This window comes from Algiphilus aromaticivorans DG1253, from assembly GCF_000733765.1.
Taxonomy (GTDB): Bacteria; Pseudomonadota; Gammaproteobacteria; order Nevskiales; family Nevskiaceae; genus Algiphilus; species Algiphilus aromaticivorans.
Genome location: NZ_JPOG01000001.1, coordinates 3,025,503 through 3,042,626, shown reverse-complemented (window position 1 = coordinate 3,042,626; position 17,124 = coordinate 3,025,503). Strand labels below are relative to the sequence as shown.

Below are 17,124 nucleotides of genomic sequence, written 5' to 3'. Positions count from 1 at the left end.
GAAACAGCTTTCCAGAAAAGGAGACCCCCCATGCGCGCCGTCGTTTGCCAATCCCTGGGCCCGCCCGACGATCTCGTCGTCGAAGAGCGTCCCGACCTCGAGCCCAAGGCGAACGAGGTCTGCATCAAGGTGCGCGCCTGCGGCGTGAATTTCCCGGATACCCTCATCGTCGAGGGCAAGTACCAGCTGCAGGCCGAACCGCCCTTCGTGCCGGGCTCGGAAGTCGCCGGCGAGGTCATCTCGGTGGGCGAGAAGATCCGGCATGTGCGCCCTGGCGATCGCGTCACCGCGCTGGTGCAGGTGGGCGGCTTCGCCGATCAGGCCGTCGCGCCCGGCGAGGCGGTGATGCCCATCCCGAACGAGATGGAGTTCACGCACGCCTCGGCCTTCCCGCTGGTCTACGGCACGGTCATCCACGCCCTGCGCCAGCGCGGCCAGCTGGCCGCCGGCGAGACGCTGCTCGTGCTCGGTGCCGGCGGCGGCGTCGGTCTGGCAGCGGTGCAGATCGGCAAGCTGATGGGCGCGCGCGTCATCGCTGCGGCCAGCAGCCAGGACAAGCTGTCCCTGGCCAGCCACTATGGCGCCGACGAGACCATCAACTACAGCCACGGCAGCTTCAAGGAAGAGGTCAAGAAGCGCACCAAGGGCCAGGGCGCGGACGTCATCTTCGACCCGGTCGGCGGCGAGTTGGCGCAGCACTGCCTGTCGGCGATCAACTGGGGCGGGCGCTATCTGATCATCGGCTTCGCCGCCGGTGATATTCCCGAGATCGCCGCCAACCGCCTGCTGCTCAAGGGCGCGTCGGCCGTCGGTGTCTTCTGGGGCATGTTCGTCGCGCGCGAGCCGAAGCTGAACTTCGAGAACTTCGAGCAGCTCTTTGCCTGGTTTGGCGAGGGCAAGCTGCGGCCGCATATCTCCAAGACCTATCCGCTGGAGGATGCCGCCAAGGCGCTGGCCGACATGCGCGCGCGGCGTGTGACCGGCAAGATCGCGCTCCTTCCGTAGCCGCGCGCCGCGCGCAAGCAACCAGGAAACTGCATGTTCTCGCGCGTCTGCGTGATCTGTACCGGCAATATCTGCCGCAGCCCGATGGGCGAGGCGCTGCTGCGCGCGCGCGCCGGCGACAAGCTCAGCGAGGTCTACTCGGCCGGCATCGGCGCGCTGGTCGGTCACGGCGCCGATGCCACCGCCGTCGAGCTGATGGACGAGAAGGGCATCGACCTTTCGCCACACCGCGCGCAGCAGGCCACGGCCGGGGTGCTGTCGCGCGCCGATCTGGTGCTGGCCATGGACCGCAGCCACCTCGACTGGCTGCATCGCCAGCATCCTCAGCTGCGCGGCCGCAGCTTCCTGTGGTTGCACTGGCGCGACGCGGCCGAGGTGCCCGATCCCTATCGTCGCCCGCGCGCGGCCTTCGAAGAGGCCCTGGCGCTGATCGAGCAGGGCACCGAGGATTGGCTGGCGCGCATCGCATGAACCGCTTGATTGGTTGACGCGCCGATGCCTGCTGTACAATTTTTGCCCATCCTGCGGTAACGGGCGCGAGCCCGCATTCATGGCCACATCCGAGTTGCCGGACGGCGCTGCCGTCAGCCAGACCCCGAAGCCGAAGCTCTTCATCCGCACCTTCGGGTGCCAGATGAATGAGTACGACTCGGCCAAGATGGCCGACGTGCTCGCTGCGTCCGACGGGTACACGCGCACGGATCAGCCCGAGGAGGCCGATCTGCTGCTGCTCAACACCTGCTCGGTGCGCGAGAAGGCGCAGGAGAAGGTCTTCTCCGAGCTGGGCCGCTGGCGCGAGTGGAAGAGCGCGCGACCGGGCCGGCAGGTGGCGGTGGGCGGCTGCGTGGCGTCGCAGGAGGGCGAGGCCATCGCCCAGCGCGAGAAGCTGGTCGACGTCGTCTTCGGCCCGCAGACCCTGCACCGGCTGCCCGCGCTGCTCAGCACGACGCGCGCCACGGGGCGGCCGGCGGTCGACGTCAGCTTTCCGGAGATCGAGAAGTTCGACGCGCTGCCCGAGCCGCGCGCCGACGGCCCCACGGCCTTCGTCTCGATCATGGAGGGCTGCTCCAAGTACTGCAGCTTCTGCGTGGTGCCCTACACACGCGGCGAGGAGGTCTCGCGGCCGCTGGACGATGTGCTGGTGGAATGCGCCCAGCTCGCCGAGGCCGGCGTGCGCGAGATCACGCTGCTCGGCCAGAACGTCAACGGCTATCGCGGCGCCATGCGCGGTGGCGGCACCTGTGATCTGGCGCTGCTGATCCACTACGTCGCCCGCCTCGACGGCATCCAGCGCATCCGCTTCACGACCTCGCACCCGCTGGAGTTCGACGATGGCCTGATCGAGGCCTTCGCCGATGAGCCGAAGCTGGCCAACTATTTGCATCTTCCGGTGCAGTCCGGATCCGACCGCGTGCTCAAGCTGATGAAGCGCAACCACACCGCCGACGTCTACATCGACAAGATTCGCCGCCTGCGCGCCGCGCGTCCGGACATCGCCCTGTCCTCGGACTTCATCGTCGGCTTCCCGGGCGAGACCGACGCCGATTTCCAGGCGACCATGGACCTGATCGCGGAGGTGCGCTGCGACAGCGCCTTCTCCTTCGTCTACAGCGAGCGGCCGGGCACGCCGGCGGCAAACCTGCGCGACGGTGTGCCGCCCGAGGTCAAGAAGCAGCGCCTGAGCATCCTGCAGGCGCGCATCCAGCAGTTGTCCATGGAATATTGCCGCGGGCTGGTGGGTGGCACCTATCCGGTGCTGGTCGAGCGCGCCTCCCGGCGCGGCAACGGCCAGATGGCCGGCAAGCTGTCGAACAACCGCTGGGTGAATTTCGACGGCGACGAGCGCCTGGTCGGCGAATTCGTCGACGTCACCGTGAGCGAGGCGCTGAGCAATTCCCTGCGCGGCCGGCTGGCTGGGGCGGAAGCCACCGCGTGAGCACCCCCATGCGCAGTCTCGACATCGAGCTGGCGCCGGACGACGCGCGCCGGCTCGCCAGCCTCAACGGCCCCTTCGACGCACATCTGCGCCAGGTGGAGCTGCGCCTGGGCGTGGAGATCCGCAACCGCGGTTCACGCTTCCGGCTGCTCGGCCCCGACGACGGCATTGCCCGCGCCGAGGACGTGCTGCGTCGGCTTTACGAGCAGACCGAGTCGCAAACGCTGACCACCGAGAATGTGCATCTGGCGCTGACCGAAGCGCTGGACGCCGAGCCGGTGGAGCCGCTGGTGGACGACCAGGGCGAGGCCGCCGAGGCGCTCGGCGACGACGCCGGCGGTGAGCCGGCACCCTCGGGCAGCGAGGTCGTCATCCGCACCCGCCGCGGCATCGTGCGCGGGCGCACCGCCAAGCAGCGCGAGTATCTGTCGGCCATCGTCGCCAACGACGTCAACTTCGGCATCGGCCCGGCCGGCACCGGCAAGACCTATCTCGCCGTGGCCAGCGCCGTGCACGCCCTGGAGCGTGACCGCGTGCGCCGCATCGTGCTGACGCGTCCGGCCGTCGAGGCCGGCGAGAAGCTGGGCTTTCTGCCCGGCGATCTGTCGCAGAAGGTGGATCCCTATCTGCGCCCGCTCTACGACGCCCTCTACGAAATGCTCGGCTTCGAGCGCGTGGCGCGTCTCATCGACAAGCAGGTCATCGAGATCGCGCCGCTGGCCTTCATGCGCGGGCGCACGCTCAACGAATCCTTCGTCATCCTCGACGAGGCGCAGAACACCACGCCCGAGCAGATGAAGATGTTCCTGACCCGCATTGGCTTCTCCTCGGTGGCCGTGGTCACGGGCGACATCACGCAGATCGATCTGCCGCGGCATCTGCAGTCCGGGCTGCGCCATGCCCTCGGCGTGCTGGAGGGTGTGGCGGGCATCGGTACCACCTACTTCGGTCGCGCCGACGTCGTGCGCCACCCGCTGGTGCAGGCCATCGTCGAGGCCTACGAAACGCACGAGGAAAGCGGCGAGCATGGCGGTAGCAGCGGGCAGTGAGCGCCATCCTGGTGCAGCGCCGCGTGCCGCCGCGCGGTATTCCGGCACCTGTCAGCCTGCGCGCCTTCGCGAGCGCCGCCGGCGCCGAGGGCGCGCTCTGCCTGCGCGTGGTGGACGCCGACGAGTCGCGCGCACTGAATCATCGCTTCCGTGGCAAGAACCGGCCCACCAATGTGCTTTCCTTTCCGGCGGCCTCGCCGCTGGTGGAGGAGCCCGAGCTGGGCGACATCGTGCTCTGCGCGCCGGTCATCGCTGCCGAAGCCGCCGAGCAGGGCAAGAGCCCGCGGGCGCACTGGGCGCACATGGTGGTGCACGGCGTGCTGCATCTGCGCGGCCACGACCACATCGACGACGACGAGGCCCGGGTCATGGAGGCGGCCGAGCGCCGTATCCTCGCCGGCCTCGGTTTTGCTGATCCATACTGAGGGCGATTCCATCGCGGCCGGGGGCCGCGGCACATCCGCATGAACGACGACTCTGACAGTAGCAACGGCAACGGCAACGAACGCAGCGAGCGCACCGACGGCGGCGGCTGGTTCCGTCGCCTGGGCAAGTCCATTGCCGGCGGGCCGCGCAGTCGCAGCGACATTCTCGAGTTCCTGACGGAAGCCTCCGAGGAGGGCCTGATCGAGGGTGAGGCGCTGCCCATGATCGAGGGCGTGCTGGAAACCGCCGACCTGCAGGCGCGCGACATCATGATTCCGCGCGCGCAGATGGTGGTGCTGGAGGACGACTGGGACCTCGACAAGGTGCTGGAGATCGTCGTCGAGTCCGGCCACTCGCGCTTTCCGGTCGTCGGCCATTCGCGCGATGAGATCGTCGGCATCCTGCTCGCCAAGGATCTGCTGCGCTTCTCACGCTCGGATGCGCCCGGCTTCGAGGCGGCCGCGCTGCTGCGGCCCGCGGTCTTCGTGCCGGAATCCAAGCGCGTGTCGATCATGCTGCAGGAGTTCCGTTCCGGGCGCTATCACATGGCCATCGTCGTCGACGAGTACGGTGGCGTCGCCGGGCTGGTGACCATCGAGGACGTCATCGAGCAGATCGTCGGCGAGATCGACGACGAGTACGACGAGGCCGAAGGCGCGATGATCCTGAAGCAGGACGAGCGCCGCTTCATCGTGCAGGGGCTGACGCCCATCGAGGACTTCAACGAGTACTTCGCGACGCGCTACTCGGACGAGGAGTTCGACACGGTCGGCGGCCTGGTCGCGCATCACTTCGGGCATATGCCGCGCCGCGGCGAGACCGTGCGTATCGGCGACTGCACCTTCAACGTCCAGCGCGCCGACTCGCGCCGCGTGCACGCCCTGCAGGTCACGCTGGCGGCGGACGAGGAATGACCCGCCGCTGCGGGTCCGCCCTGCTGCTGGCGGGCGCGCTCCTCGGTCTGGCGCTGACCGCGCCGGCCGCCGCCGAGAGCGAGCCGCCGGCGCCACGCATCAGCCTGCTCACTTTCGATCCGGGCACCGTCTACTGGCAGCGCTTCGGCCACAACGCGCTGCTCGTGCGCGACGGTAGCCCCGGCGGCGGTACGGTCTACAACTACGGCTTCTTCGATTTCGCGCAGGACAACTTCTTCGCGAACTTCATCTTCGGTCGCATGCAGTACCGGCTGGCCACCGACACGCTGGCGCGCACCCTCTACTTCTACGAGCGCGAGGGTCGCGCCGTGCGCGAGGAGCAGCTCGAGCTGCGCCCCGCGCAGGCGCGCGAGCTGGCGGACTTCCTCGAGTGGAACGCCCGGCCCGAGAATGCCGCCTATCGCTACGACTACTTTCTGCAGGCCTGCTCCACCCAGCTGCGCGACGCCCTCGACGACGTCACCGACGGCGCGCTGCAGGTTCTCAAGGAGCGTCCGGCGCGGCTGACGCTGCGCGGGCAGGTGCTGCGCCTCGCCGCGCCGGACCTGCCGGTGATGCTGGGCCTGGATCTGATCCTCGGCCCGGCGGCGGATCTCCCGCGCACGCGCTGGGAGGAGGCCTTCGTGCCCGAAGTGCTGGAAGCCGCGCTGCGCGATGTCGCGCTGCCCGCCACCGAGGAAGCTGCCACCCGCTCGCTGGTGGCCGCCGAGCGCGTGCTGGTGGCACGCGATGACGCGCGCGCCGCCGCCAAGCCGCCCGACGAGCCGCCGCATCTGGCCGGCTGGTTCCTGCTCGCCGGCCTGCTCTGGAGCGCGCTGCTGTTGCTGGCGCGCCGCTACGCGCGGCCGCTCTGGGCGCTGCTCGGCGGCCTGCAACTCCTGCTCGCCGGCGCGGCCGGGCTGATCATGGTCTTCATCACCCTCGCCACCGCCCACTGGGCCGGCTGGTACAACCTGTCCATGGCCTTCTACAACCCGCTGGCCTGGCTGGCCTTCCCGGCGCTGTGGGCGGCCGCGCGCGGCCGCGCGCCGACGGCGTGGCAACGCTTCTTCATGCTGCTACTGCCGGCCGTGGCGCTGGTCGGCGCGCTGGCGCCGATCTGGCAGGCGAATCTGCACCACCTGCTCCTCTGGCTGCCGGCGCATGCCGCGCTGGCATGGAGTACGAAGGGATTCCCGGCTACGCGCTGAGTCGGTACTTTGTTCGATGGGGTCTGCAGTGAAGCGGATGCGGACCGCTCTCCGTCGAATGCGCAGGCTGGTGTCTTCCGGTCGCGGAGCCTCGGGGTGGAGGGGCTGTAGTCGAGGCACTGCGGGAGGTGTCCGTGGCCCATCCCCGGAGCGCTTCCTTCACCGTTCTGCTATTGCGGTGGGGCGCATGTAGTGATAGAAAAGTAGCCAGCAAGAAAATTTGCGAACTGTCAAGGATAGACGGGGTAGGGATGTTGCGGCGGGGGTGGGAGCACAACGATTACCAGCGCGCACTCGCGTATCGCGAGCGCCAGCGCAGTATCCCGCCTCATTGCAGTCCTTTTGGCCGGTCCGTAAAAAAGCCAGGTCAGTTATCTAACGACGCTCCGCGCGGTGCTACTACTGCACCGCCCGTACGAGCCATTCCCTTCGCATTCTGCAGTGTCAGCGCATCTCTTCAGCAAAGTTGGCTGAAGGCGATGGCAGCTGCTGTTGTCTCATGCGCGCTTCACCTCCGTAGGTGGACTGCGCTGATGTTGCGCTCTTCGGGCGCGTTATCCATGGAGACATAGCTAATCGCAGTCGGCTGAAGCAAGGGGGCAGGCCATGAAAGCAAGGGGATCCTTCTCGCGTTGCATAGCAACGCTTTTCTTCGTAAGTATTTATTGCCTCCTGGGGCAAGCATCGGCTCAGGCGCTGCTTGAATCTCCAGTGGGAACGACGCAAGGGACCTTCCAGGCAACGGCTAAAGGCGCGGCGCAATACAGCATTCCAATTGATGTGTCTCCAGGCGCGGGCGGGGTGGAGCCGGATCTGTCGATAATTTTCGATTCGACTGCAGGGGTCTCCTTTCTTGGTCCGCGCTTCCGAATCGCGGGTCTCTCGCAGATAAACCGCTGTCCGGCGACGCTTGCGCAGGACGGTTTATATGAGCCCGTCATTTTCCAGCAGCAAATCAATAGTAGATATTGTCTTGACGGGAAGCGTTTGGTAAGCAGTGGACCAGGCTCGCAGCGGTTCAGGACGGAGGTGGAGGAGTTCCGGGACGTTCGGGCAACCTATGAAGCAAATCTTGACCCGAAGGAATGGACCGTCCGAACTAAGTCCGGATTGACGATGACCTACGGCTCGCGTGCAAGCATTGGAGCGTGCTCACAACCAGAGGCAAGCCGCATTACCGGCATACGGCCAGGGTATTTGCAGATTGACGAAGTCAACCAGCTATGGCTTCTCTCTCGCGTTGAAGATACTTCCGGAAACTGGATGGAGTTCTGCTATCGGGATTTCGATACAGGGTCGGGCGTCGAAGTCCTTCCGGTCTCCATTCACTACACCGGGAATGACCAGGCTGGCCTGTCGCCATTCGCCAAGGTCGAGTTCCAGTACCGCGATACTGCGGGGGCTGAGTCCCGGGGGTATTTTCTGGGCACCAAGCAGTCTAAGACCCAGGTCCTAGATAAGCTCACGACTTACGTAGAGAACGAGGTCGTTAAAGAATATCGTTTCGACTATGGAGTGCGCGGTCTGTCAAGCCGTGAACATCTGGATTCAGTGCGGGAATGCGCTAGTAGTATGGCTTCCGATAGCGATTGTCTATTGCCTACCCGTTTCTCTTGGGAGGGTGACCTTAGTGGTTTTCTGCCCGGGGATCGGGTCACTAGCTCGTCGGCTCCTAGGGAAACTCTGATCAATCGCCCCGATCTGGGATGATGCCGGGGCACGGAGACGATGGTGAGCCAGTCGATGAAGCAGCGGACGTTCGCGGATCTTGAGCAGGCGCACAAGAAGAAGGTGACGCGCCGCGAGAAGTTTCTGGCGGAGATGGATGCGGTTATTCCGTGGTCGCGCCTGGAGGCGTTGATTGCGCCGCACTACCCGAAGCCCAAGGCGGGCAAGCCGGGGCGCCGGCCGCTGTCGCTGGCCACCAAGCTGCGCATCTACTGCCTGCAGCAGTTCTACGGGCTGTCGGATCCAGGCGCCGAAGAGGCGCTTTACGACTCCGATGCCATGCGCCGCTTTGCCGGCATCACGCTGACGGATGAGGCGGTGCCTGACGAGAGCACGATCCTGCAGTTCCGGCGGCTGTTGGAGCGGCACGGGCTGGCCGAGCAGATCTTTGCCGAGGTCAATGCCCACCTGCGCGAGCGGGGCCTGATGCTGCGCGAAGGCACGCTGGTGGACGCCACGCTGATCCACGCGCCCAGCTCGACGAAGAACCAGAGCGGTACGCGGGATCCCGACATGAGTCAGACGCGCAAGGGCAACCAGTGGTACTTCGGCTGCAAGGCGCATATCGGCGCCGATGCCCACAGTGGCCTCGTGCACACCGTTATCGGCACAACGGCCAAAGTCGCCGACATCACCCAGACCGAAGCCCTGCTGCACGGCGAAGAACGCATCGTGCTGGGCGATGCCGGCTATCGACGCACGGGCCGCAGCCTGGATGCCCCGGCGCCCGATAGTGGACCGCGCATCGTCACGCCTTACGTGCGTAGTGCCGGCAAGGCGCTGCTGGAATGGCAGCGCGCCGCCAACCGACGTCTGGCGTCTCTGAGAGCCCGGGTCGAGCATCCGTTTCGGATTGTCAAATGCCAGTTCGGCTACACCAAGGTCCGCTATCGCGGCCTGACCAAGAACACCGCGCACCTGCACAGCCTGTTTGCCATGGCCAACCTCGTGGCGGCCCGAAGACAGCTGCTGGCGGCAGGATAGGTGCGTCCAATGACAACGAAATCGGGCTTCTGCAGAGGCTGAAGCCCCCGAAACAGCCTTCATTTCACCCGGTGTGCAGCCTGCAATGTCTTCGCGGTCACTCATCCGACTTTGATCAGACATTCCCTAACGGCGCCTACTACCAGTTTCCAGGGGATCGGAATGCTGACGGTGTTAACGATGTGTACGCGGTGCGGCTCGATGGTTCTTACGCGAGCGTCCGTATATTCGAGGGGCGCGCAGGCGGGGAGGCGCCTATTCTTAGCAATTTTGTGCTGGATTCTACGGTATGGAATTCGAGTAACTGGCGCGCACTTGCGGCGGATTATTCCGGAGATGGGCGAACAGATGTCGCAGTAGCGCGCATCAGCGGTGGCGGCATCGAAGTACGCACTTATCTCGCTGATGGCGACGACGGATTTTCCTCTCGGCGAGTGACAAACATCGACAATTTGCCGACAGACTTAACTGTGGTCAATGCGCGCGAGTTCTCCGCAGATATTGATGGAGACGGAAGGCGGGATATCGTGTTTGCCTACAATCAGTCCTATCTAGCGCTTATCAGCGATGGTGATGGCGGCTTTGAATCTAGTGTCGGATCCCTTTATCGTCCGCCTTTTGCTCCACCTGTGACCCCGGACGATACAAAGGCGTATTTGCTCGATATCAATGGCGACGGGTTGGCGGACTATATTGAAGCCGGTTATGACGGATCTTCAGGGTTCTACGTAAGTGCGTACCTTAATCAGGGCGCCAGCGGTTACGATGATGGTGGGGAAATATTTGAGGTTGCATTCACAGGGAGTATTCCAAATAGTTCCCAAGGCGGAACGGCCTTGCGAGATTTCGCTCTCACCGATATCAACGGAGACCGGAATGTCGACCTTGTCTCCTTCCGGGAAGGCGGAGCCAGCAACATAGGAAGCGTATTCCTTGGGCGGGGCGATGGTAGTTTCGCCGCCCCGACGCACAGCACCATTGCCCCCGATTCAGGCACGATTGGCGTGGCCGGGGAGCGACGTATAAGCGCGGGCGACATCAACGGAGATGGGCTTGGTGACGTGGTGCTCTACCGAACGGTTGGCAGTGTCACGCACAGTTGGGTCATCCATGGCCGTCCGGACGGTACGCTGATTGAGGGGTCGGAACGACAGGTCGGAAGCAATAACGCATCGACCATCGTTCACGCGCTAGATATGAGTGGTAATGCACAATCCGATCTTGCGTTTACGCGGATAGACGGATCGGGTGCGAGGTTGTCGCTGGTGCGACGCGGAGATGGGTTGCCGGGGCGCGTATCCGACATCGTAAACGGGATGAGTTCTCTTATCCAGATCCACTACAGGCTGGTCTCAAGAATCAAGTGCAACGCTTTCGTGAAATTTCGCCATTTCGTGGGCCATGACTTCTTCAGGCGTTTGCCAGTCCAGGGTTTTGCGTGGTCGCCCGTTGAGCAGGCGGGCGATGTCGTTGAGCTGGGTCTGGCTGACCGAGGAAAGGTCGGCGCCCTTGGGCAGGAATTGGCGCAGCAGGCCGTTGATGTTTTCGTTGCTGCCACGCTGCCAAGGCGCGTACGGGTCGGCGAACCAGATGTCGAGCTTCAGGCGTCGGGCGAGCTCGTCATGACGCGCCATCTCGCTGCCCCGGTCGTAGGTGAAGCTCTCGCGCATGAAGGCGGGGACCTTCTTCATCTGACGGGTAAAGCTCTCCAGCGCCGCATCGGCGCTGCAGTCGGCCATCTTGCAGAGCACGACGAAGCGCGTCTTGCGTTCGACCACGGTGCCGACAGCCGAGCGGTTGTAGGCGCCCTTGATGAAATCGCCTTCCCAATGGCCCGGCAGTTTGCGCTGCGTCACATCCTCGGGGCGATGAACGATGCGCAGATCGTCCGGCACCACCATGCCGCCTTTGCCGGCGGCGGTACGCCGTTTCTGGCCGCGCTGCGGCTTGTGCTGGCGCAGCGCCTCGACCATGGCCTTCTTCAGCGCCCCCTTGGGGTGCGCGTAGATGGCCGCGTAAATGGTCTCGTGGCTGATCTGCCAGTCAGATTCGTCGGGAAACATGCGTTCCAGTCTGCAGGCGATCTGCTCCGGCGACCAGGCGAAATAGATCAGGCGGTCGTGGACGTACTGCCACAGCGGCATGCCGGGTTGCAGCTTCCGATGCCGCCCGCAACGATGTCGTCGCTGCCGGTAGGCCGCACTCGCTGCCGTGGCGTCGTACGCCTTGCCGGCCAACGCATTGCGCCGACACTCGCGCGATATCGTCGACGGCGAGCGCCCCAACCGCCGGCTGATCTCTCGCGTCGTAACCTTCTGCTCAGCCAAGAGCATGATCGCCGCCCGTTCCTCCGCCGAGAGATGGCGGTAGCTTCTTCTTGTCATCGCAACACCGTATCTGCATCAGAGGTGGGTGTTGCACTTGGTTATTGAGTCTAAGCAGCACCTTGTCCGATCCGGATGTCTACGAAGCAAGCGCTGTATGCGGCGGATACCCCACGCGTGTCTTATGCGGAGGCACACAAGTGGTGAGCGCGCATCGCGTCTTCGAGATTGCGCAGAGTACCGAAATGCGCGAAGTGAAATACTCATACACCGATTTCCGAGCAGACCTTACCGGAAGAGGGCTTTTGGGGCCGGAGACCCGCTCTGTTTACGATGAATCAACGAATACTACGGAGCTGACCGAGTATGCCCAATATTTTCCATTGACGGGGATGCCTGTATCTTCAGGGGTGTTCATTGGGGAGAGTCAGGTCGAATTGGAGATCTATTCATATGGGTTGAGAACTAGCTATGAAGCATCCCCCGATGCGATTTTCCCGTATATGGCCTCGCGCACCAAGTACGAGCGCACACTCGATGGTGGGGAGATTTATCGCATCACAAACGAGGTCAACGAATACGGTGAGCCCGCCGGAGCCTTCTACGGTAATTTGACATACAGCGAAAGAACCGTTTACGAAGGAAGTTTTGGTTCCCCGGCTTATACGACGGAATCCATTCATCAATATGAGAATGATCTTTCACAGTGGCATCTCGGCCGTTTGACTCGCAGCGAAGTGACACGCTCCGCCCCCGGCCTGACGCCCACCACCCGTGTCTCTACATTCGAGTACAACACGGTAACAGGGCTGCTCTCGGCAGAGACTGTTCAGCCCGGCACTTCGCGGGAGTTCAGAACGGATTATCAGCGGGACTCGATCGGCAACATCACACAGACGCGCCGCAGCGGACCGGATGTCGAAGACCGAGTCAGCACGGCCTCATTCGAGCTCTCCGCTCCGCATTTCGGTCGTGTCGAAACGGAGTCCTGCAACGCGCTCGGCCATTGTGCAACGCGTTCATTCGAGCCGAGGTTCGCCCAACCGCTGGTGGCCACCGACCCGAACGGAGACCAAACAAGCTTCACCTACGATGACTTCGGTCGTGAGGTGTCGCGTACTGAAAGCGCCCCGGGCCTATCTGTGACGGAGCATACAGAGAGAGGGTGGTGCGTCAACGATCAAGCGGTCTGCGCTCCGGAGGATGGTGTGTGGAGTCACTATGTTCGTACAACGACAAGTACTGGAGATGCCCAGCTTGTGGTCTACGACCAACGCGAGCGAGAGGTCGTGCGAAAGACGCGCAATGGTGGCGGGGACTGGATCGCCGTCCAGACTGAATACACTGAAACCGGAGAAGTCCGACGGGTTAGCAAGCCGTTCCGCGTTGCGGATGGAGCTCCTGCCTTCTGGACGCGGTACTTCCGTGACGCGATGGGGCGGGTTATTGCGGAGACATCGCCGTGCGGGGATAACGGCGCTGCTACCTGCGAGAAAGCCTATGAATACGATGGTCTCCGGCTTGTCGAAACGGATCAACGCGGACACCGGACCACGCGCTGGAAGAACGCGCTGGGTGGCCTGAAGCGAGTCCAAGACGCCGAGGGCACCACCGTTACGCATCAATATGATGGCTTCGAGAATCTCGTGCGAACGGTCAAGTCGGCACCGGCGGAATCCGATGTCGTGATCACGATGGACTACGACGTGCGCGGCCGAAAAGTTGTGATGGACGATCCCGACAAGGGCGAATGGAGCTATCAGTACAACGTCTTCGACGAACTTGTCAGTCAGACCGATGCACGCGGCCAGACGACGACCATCGAATACGACGCCATCGGCCGCGAGATTCGGCGCGAAGAAGATGATGCCGTCACCACCTGGGTGTATGACGAAGATCGTATTGGTGCGCCAAGCGAAGTGTCCTACCGCCCACGAGGGCTGCTGGCCGGTGGTCCACGCTATGATCGCAGGTACAGCTATCACCCAAGTGGCCTCGTCGCGGAGGAGAGCGTCCGCATCGGACTTGCTGGATTCCGCAGCACGACTTACGAGTACGACAGCTATGGGCGCTTGGTAGACACCGAGTTTCCCTCCGGCTTCGTCAAGACGAACCACTACAACGAGTACGGTGCGCTGGACGAAGTATCCAGTCCCACGACAGACGTGACCTACTGGCGAGCCCAGCAATGGGACAAGTGGGGTATTAGCGAAACACGCTACGGTAACGGGATCGAGCGGTACGTCGGCCGCGATGTGGCGCGAGGACACGTGCGAGACGTCTTCAGCGGTTTGCAGGGTGGCTCTCAGGCCCAGCGACTTAGCTATAGCTGGGATCCGGTCGGCAATCTGACGGAGCGGGTTGACCTCAACCAGAACAACCTTCGCGAGACCTTCGACTACGACCAGCTCGACCGTCTGGAACGTGTTCAGCTCCATGGCGTACCGGGCGTCGGGGGTGCCGCCACCACGATGGCAATCGACTACGACGCCTGGGGCAACATTCGGAGCAAATCAGGGAAGAGCTACAGCTACACCAACTCTCGACCCCATGCCGTCAGTGCCGTCGATGGACAGAGCTACAGCTACGACGCGAACGGCAACGTGGTGGACGACGGCGAGCGCACCTACCGGTATACGTCCTTCGACCTGCCTGACCGCATTCGGCAGGGACTGACCACCGTGAGAATGCATTACGGACCCGAGCGCCAGCGGATTCGGCAGCGCGCGGGTGGGTTGACGACGGACTACTATGGTGCTCACTACGAAGTCCACAAACGGCTGCTAAGCAACGTCCAGAAGCACTTCATCGATACACCTGAAGGTGTAGCAGCCATCGTCGATACGAACGCCTTTGGCAACGTCACGAATACGCGCTATCTGCTGCGTGACTATCAAGGAAGCGTCGACGTGCTCACTGGCGAGCAGGGCCAGATTCTCCAGAATCTCAGCTTCGACGCTTTCGGCATGCCGCGTCCGGCGAGTTGGGACGGGGACCTGCCAGGCGGCATGAGCTTCGAAACCACGCGCGGCTATACGGGGCACGAGCATCTGCACGACGTCGGGCTGATCCACATGAACGGTCGGGTCTACGACCCGGAGCTTGGCCGCTTTCTTGGGGCCGACCCGCATGTGCAATTTCCAGGCAATACGCAGGCCTACAACCGGTACAGCTATGTTCTGAATAACCCGATGCGCTATGTCGATCCCAGCGGCTTTTTCTCCCTCGGTGACGTTTTCGATGGAGTAGGCGATGCGTTAGGCGGTGCCTGGGACTTTCTCGAGGACAATTGGCGACCGCTCACGGCGGTGGCGATTACCGTGGTAACTGGTGGCGCTGCGGCGGGGGCCAGCAGCGCCTGGGTGGCGGCCGGCTGGGCCGCGGCAGGAGGTTTCGCCGCCGGCTTCGTTGCCAGCGGTGGCGATTTCGAAGCGGCGCTGATCGGAGCGGCAGCCGGAGCAGCGACCTTCGGGATTGGTAAAGGTTTTGCTGCGCTCAAGCCCGCCGCGGTCGGCGGCCGACTCGGCAAACGGGTCCTGCATGTCGTGTCGCACGGTATCGTCGGTGGTGCGCGCGCGAGTGCGCTGGGCGGGAAGTTCCAGAGAGGTTTCCTGAGTGCGGGTGCCGCAATAACACTAGGGCCGAGGCTGTCCTCAGCTGCGCAGCGGCTGGGAACCGGCCCGGCCGGTCAGGTTGCTGCGGCTGCAGTAGTAGGCGGTACTGTTGCGGAACTTGGGGGTGGAAAGTTTGCGAATGGTGCTAGTTCCGCTGCGTTTCTTGCAACGTCGGTGGCCGCCGCTGACTACTTCAAGCGGACAGTGGGGTATGACGCTGATATAGCTCCTGGTCGCAAAGGCTATACCGACGAAGCCGGAAACTGCTGCAGCTACCGACCGGATGCATCAGGTAGGCCTCCCGGCCCTCAGTACGACGTCTCAGGGTTCAATACGAACCTCGATGGTTCTTGGTTACATCCTAGGAATTGGTTGAAGCAGGGCGGCCTTGTAGGCAGAACCGTAAATTACGCGCTGCCGTTTGGAAAGGCCACCAGTCATCTCCACGATACGTGGCTCAACGTGAATCCTAGTTTATCTAACGCAGGAACCATGCTGCCCGCGTACGGCGTAAGCGCAGCAGCTGTACCAGGTGCCCTCTTTCGGGGCTGGGAGTCGAGTCCCGAGGCTTGGCAATACATTACGCACACGCGACCTTGATGCCGCTATGAATAATAAGTCGTATTTCCTGGTGGTCGGTCTTTTACTTGCGGCCATTCTCGTCGGATGTCCGTTGCCGATGTATAGAATGCAAGCGGTATTCAAAGAAGACCTCCGTCTGACTGTTGGTCAAACTATTGAGGAGCTGAGCTGTTGCCCAGGTCGGTTTCTTCATGGGCGCCACCCCGATGAAGTAAAGGAGCTCGATAATGGCAATTTGCTACATGTGTACGGTGCTTATAAAAGCTATAAGGTCGAGGACGGTGTCCGCGTCTGTGATGTGTTTCTGGAGCTGACGCCGACAGAAGCGGGGCACCTTCGAGTGGTATCCGCTACTTCTGAAGGGAACGGATGCTACCGCGCATACTAAGCGTGAGTGTCCGGGTTATGTAAAATCTGGCTTACCCAGAAATAGAGGCATCGACCTTATTGCCCTTGATGAGGCAAGGGATCTATGAGAGCAAAACGTCACTATTTGCCGAGCAGTTGGCCGTTGCCGCGTAGTAGCTCCACTTTTTGGTCTCCGTCGAAAGTGGCGGGGCGTCGCATTGGCCAAGCATTAGCAAAGCCCGGCGTGCTTTACATATCAAACGCGACGAAGCCTATGTGCTATGGCATAGCGCTATCTAGATCGATAGCTGTCGCGCCAAGAATGGGATAACAGATGAGATGTTGGGTGCTGCTGGTTGCGTTTATGTCTGGTGGGTGCGCAACGATATGGCAAGAACAACGAGAGAACTTCCTCGAGCGCTCGTATGCAGAATATGAGGCCGCTGAGTCCTGCTGTAACTCTTACAGAGGTTTCGAGTACGAGGATTTCGCTGGGAGCGGAGTTACCTTTGAGCTGGGTGAGGGGAGCCCGGCTTATGCGTTTTCGTACGGCAAGTCGTTTTTCTCGGCTTTTCGGATACCGGCGGCTGCGCGGGGAAGAAGAATACGCGTTAAGAGCATGTTCGTTCCCGGCGGCATGGGGGGCATGATTCCGGCGTCAGCCATGTTTCTTCCAGTGATCACGTTTCTAGCGGAAGATTTTTCGGTGAAATCTACAAAGGTCGCGATGCCGGAAACGGATCACGCCGGGTGGCTGACCGACCTGGAAGGTGGAGGCGTCGCATTCATGGATATCCCGAAGGAGTCCGCCTATATGGTGGTGCACACCGAGCCTGAACGCTTTGATCAAGCGTTCGCTTTTAGCAGAACCGATAGCGGGAACTTTGTGGGGGATGTCTACGTTACGAGCGGTACGCACCAGTTTGCGGTGCCGTTTTCCCCCACCGGCAAGGTTTTTATACGTTACGCGGAGCCGGGTGAATAAATGATAATAGCGGCGTAT

General features: G+C 62.7%; 12 protein-coding genes and 1 pseudogene. 12 read left to right on the top strand and 1 reads right to left on the bottom strand.

The window, feature by feature from the left end:
• The first annotated feature begins 30 nt into the window (after positions 1-30).
• From U743_RS14120 to U743_RS19795, 10 genes and pseudogenes are all read left to right on the top strand, one after another.
• Positions 31-1,005: an NADPH:quinone oxidoreductase family protein gene (locus tag U743_RS14120; RefSeq protein ID WP_043769119.1), complete on the top strand. Its 975-nt coding sequence runs from the start codon at positions 31-33 to the stop codon at positions 1,003-1,005.
• Between the two features lie 33 nt (positions 1,006-1,038).
• Positions 1,039-1,476, top strand: coding sequence for a low molecular weight protein-tyrosine-phosphatase (locus U743_RS14115; RefSeq protein WP_043769117.1), 438 nt, complete (start codon positions 1,039-1,041; stop codon positions 1,474-1,476).
• A 79-nt stretch (positions 1,477-1,555) separates the two neighbouring features.
• Complete coding sequence (gene miaB, locus U743_RS14110) at positions 1,556-2,941, top strand: tRNA (N6-isopentenyl adenosine(37)-C2)-methylthiotransferase MiaB (RefSeq protein WP_052368211.1); 1,386 nt, start codon at positions 1,556-1,558, stop codon at positions 2,939-2,941.
• Positions 2,938-3,990, top strand: a complete 1,053-nt coding sequence (locus U743_RS14105) for a PhoH family protein (RefSeq protein ID WP_232226798.1) — start codon at positions 2,938-2,940, stop codon at positions 3,988-3,990. The genes miaB and U743_RS14105 overlap by 4 nt, the downstream gene beginning before the upstream one ends.
• Complete coding sequence (gene ybeY / locus U743_RS14100; RefSeq protein ID WP_043769115.1) at positions 3,987-4,415, top strand: rRNA maturation RNase YbeY; 429 nt, start codon at positions 3,987-3,989, stop codon at positions 4,413-4,415. The genes U743_RS14105 and ybeY overlap by 4 nt, the downstream gene beginning before the upstream one ends.
• A gap of 39 nt (positions 4,416-4,454) precedes the next feature.
• Positions 4,455-5,330 carry an HlyC/CorC family transporter gene (locus U743_RS14095; RefSeq protein ID WP_043769113.1) on the top strand — a complete coding sequence of 292 codons (876 nt, stop codon included), beginning with the start codon at positions 4,455-4,457 and terminating at the stop codon, positions 5,328-5,330.
• Complete coding sequence (locus tag U743_RS14090) at positions 5,327-6,541, top strand: lipoprotein N-acyltransferase Lnb domain-containing protein (protein ID WP_043769111.1); 1,215 nt, start codon at positions 5,327-5,329, stop codon at positions 6,539-6,541. Before U743_RS14095 ends, U743_RS14090 begins: the two co-directional genes overlap by 4 nt.
• A 606-nt stretch (positions 6,542-7,147) precedes the next feature.
• Positions 7,148-8,251, top strand: coding sequence for a SpvB/TcaC N-terminal domain-containing protein (locus tag U743_RS19145; RefSeq protein ID WP_156966455.1), 1,104 nt, complete (start codon positions 7,148-7,150; stop codon positions 8,249-8,251).
• 33 nt (positions 8,252-8,284) lie between these two features.
• Positions 8,285-9,253: an IS5 family transposase gene (locus U743_RS14080; RefSeq protein ID WP_043770774.1), complete on the top strand. Its 969-nt coding sequence runs from the start codon at positions 8,285-8,287 to the stop codon at positions 9,251-9,253.
• A gap of 71 nt (positions 9,254-9,324) precedes the next feature.
• Positions 9,325-10,308: pseudogene (locus tag U743_RS19795) on the top strand (FG-GAP repeat domain-containing protein); the annotation flags it as partial.
• 297 nt (positions 10,309-10,605) lie between these two features.
• Here the strand turns inward: U743_RS19795 and U743_RS14075 are convergent.
• On the bottom strand, positions 10,606-11,637 hold the full coding sequence (locus U743_RS14075) for an IS30 family transposase (protein ID WP_084191256.1): 1,032 nt from the start codon (positions 11,635-11,637) through the stop codon (positions 10,606-10,608).
• Between the two features lie 143 nt (positions 11,638-11,780).
• Between U743_RS14075 and U743_RS18270 the strand changes: the two genes are divergently transcribed.
• Both U743_RS18270 and U743_RS14055 read left to right on the top strand, forming a co-directional pair.
• Entirely contained in the window at positions 11,781-15,791 is a 4,011-nt protein-coding gene (locus U743_RS18270; protein WP_156966454.1) for an RHS repeat domain-containing protein, read from the top strand.
• Between the two features lie 676 nt (positions 15,792-16,467).
• Complete coding sequence (locus tag U743_RS14055; protein WP_156966453.1) at positions 16,468-17,106, top strand: hypothetical protein; 639 nt, start codon at positions 16,468-16,470, stop codon at positions 17,104-17,106.
• Positions 17,107-17,124: the final 18 nt, after the last annotated feature.

Excerpts from the sequence above, each read along its gene's own strand:
- U743_RS14080 (WP_043770774.1), top strand. The coding sequence starts at position 8,285 with ATGAAGCAGCGGACGTTCGCGGATCTTGAGCAGGCGCACAAGAAGAAG.
- U743_RS14115 (WP_043769117.1), top strand. The coding sequence starts at position 1,039 with ATGTTCTCGCGCGTCTGCGTGATCTGTACCGGCAATATCTGCCGCAGC.
- U743_RS14090 (WP_043769111.1), top strand. The coding sequence starts at position 5,327 with ATGACCCGCCGCTGCGGGTCCGCCCTGCTGCTGGCGGGCGCGCTCCTC.
- U743_RS14095 (WP_043769113.1), top strand. The coding sequence starts at position 4,455 with ATGAACGACGACTCTGACAGTAGCAACGGCAACGGCAACGAACGCAGC.
- miaB (WP_052368211.1), top strand. The coding sequence starts at position 1,556 with ATGGCCACATCCGAGTTGCCGGACGGCGCTGCCGTCAGCCAGACCCCG.
- U743_RS19145 (WP_156966455.1), top strand. The coding sequence starts at position 7,148 with ATGAAAGCAAGGGGATCCTTCTCGCGTTGCATAGCAACGCTTTTCTTC.
- U743_RS14120 (WP_043769119.1), top strand. The coding sequence starts at position 31 with ATGCGCGCCGTCGTTTGCCAATCCCTGGGCCCGCCCGACGATCTCGTC.
- U743_RS14075 (WP_084191256.1), bottom strand. The coding sequence starts at position 11,637 with ATGACAAGAAGAAGCTACCGCCATCTCTCGGCGGAGGAACGGGCGGCG.